Annotated in this window: 1 protein-coding gene; it reads left to right on the top strand. The window is 45.3% G+C overall.

The window, feature by feature from the left end; all coding sequences use genetic code 11:
* Positions 1-1,918: PAS domain-containing hybrid sensor histidine kinase/response regulator family protein (locus FVD38_RS26250; protein ID WP_147937487.1), on the top strand; the 1,918-nt coding region annotated here is incomplete at its 5' end.
* Between the last annotated feature and the right edge of the window lie 197 nt (positions 1,919-2,115).

The following is a 2,115-nucleotide window of genomic DNA, read 5'->3' as shown; positions in this document are numbered from 1 at the left end:
TCGACCCAAAGCGGTCGTTGCGAATTTTTTCGGCACTTCGAACTTAATGATGTTAGCTATTCGCCTGATGTCTAAGTATGATGAGGAAACATCACCAAAAACTGCTGCGATTCCTGAAAATTTCTCTATTGAAACAATGTCACAACCTCATCTACAACACCAGGATGCTCTGCAAGACGCAGAGTCGCTTCGCATCGAAAATAGCAGACTTCGAAGTGACTTGAGCGATCTTTTAGCACTACGTGCAAGCGAAGTCGAAACAAGAGAGAAAATTGAGCGTGTACAAATTGCACTAGAAGCAGGCGCTATCGTAGGCACTTGGAACTGGCATCCCGCAAACGATATATTTATCTTTGATGAAGGATTTGCTTACGTCTTTGGACTAAGTCCGATGCTCGCGCATGTAGGACATCCGATCGACGAAGTGCTAGTTAACTTGCATCCTGAAGACCGGCCAGGATTAGACGCTGCGATTGCTGAAGCAGTAGGGCGCGGAGGTGCATACGTCCATCATTACAGAATTAAACGCAGCGATAATAAATACTATTGGGTTGAAGCCCATGGTCGCGTAGATTACGATGCCAACGGTATCCCAGTTAGCTTTCCTGGAATCGTTATCGACATAAATGATCGTCGTGGTCTCGAAGCTGAGCGCAATAGAGCGATCACCGAGCTTAGAGAGAGCGAAGCACGCATTCGGGAAATGAATGATACTTTAGAGCATCGTATTTCTATTGCACTAGAAGAGCGAGCTAAGGTTGAAGTTGCATTGCGTCAGTCACAGAAAATGGAAGCTGTAGGTCAGCTTACTGGCGGCCTTGCTCATGACTTTAACAATCTTCTTACTGGTATTTCTGGTTCACTTGAGATGATTAAGTCGAACATTCAACAAGGGCGTTATCAAAGTATTGAGCGTTATTCAGATGCAGCGCAAGGAGCTGCAAAACGTGCTGCTGCATTGACTCACCGGTTACTAGCTTTTTCTCGCCAGCAAACTCTTGAGCCGAAACCGACAAATGTAAACCGGCTAGCGTTGGACATGCAGGATCTCATTCAGCGCACCGTGGGACCATCTATCCAGGTGGAGGTGGTAGGCGCTTCTGGGCTATGGACCGCTTTTGTCGATGTCTCACAGCTTGAGAATGCTCTATTAAATTTATGTATTAATGCACGTGATGCGATGCCTGATGGCGGCAAGATCATGATCGAAACGTCGAATAAATTTCTGGATGAGTCTGCATCTGTTTTGCATCATATCGACAAAGGCCAGTATTTATCGCTTTGTGTTACTGACTCTGGCATAGGGATGTCACCTGAAGTTATCGCTAGAGCATTTGAACCATTTTTCACAACTAAACCACTTGGAGAGGGGACTGGACTTGGGCTTTCGATGATTTACGGTTTTGCACAACAATCTGGTGGTCAAGTGCGTATTTATTCTGAGGTTGGTCATGGATCGACTGTATGCATTTACTTGCCTCGCCATCAAGGACTAGTTGATGAAGCCACGCTAGATCAAATTCCGGTTCCGATGCCAAGGTCAGAGCAACACGAAATAGTATTGATCGTAGATGATGAGCCAACAATCCGCATGCTGTTGAGTGATGTGTTAGAGCAATTAGGTTATGTAGCAATTGAAGCGGGTGACAGTGAAGAGGGACTGAAAATTCTTCAAAAAGACAGTCGAATCGATCTACTTATCACTGATGTAGGACTACCAGGCGGGATGAACGGTCGACAAATGGCTGACGCGGCTCGGGTTTCTCGCCCAGATCTCAAAGTCCTTTTCATTACTGGCTATGCTGAAAATTCGATCCTGAGTAACGGACATTTAGGAACAGGCATGGCCGTATTAACTAAACCATTCGCATTAGAGACAATTGCCCAACGCATTCGATCAATGATTGAGGGCAAGTAAACACCGCGTTATTTTCAAATGAAAAATAAATCATGCTTCGGGAAAATCTTTCTTTTGGTCGATTATCGTTTTCTAGTCTACATTAGAAGTCGACTCAAAGCTGCCTTCCGCCTTCTTGGCTGCCGAAAGAATTGCCGTCAATGCTGCGATATTTAGCTTTGTGCTAGCATCGCGACAGTCTGCTTTTGGCCGATAGC

This window comes from Massilia arenae (assembly GCF_008014745.1).
Taxonomy (GTDB): Bacteria; Pseudomonadota; Gammaproteobacteria; order Burkholderiales; family Burkholderiaceae_D; genus Telluria; species Telluria arenae.
This window is presented reverse-complemented; position numbering and strand designations above follow the sequence as displayed.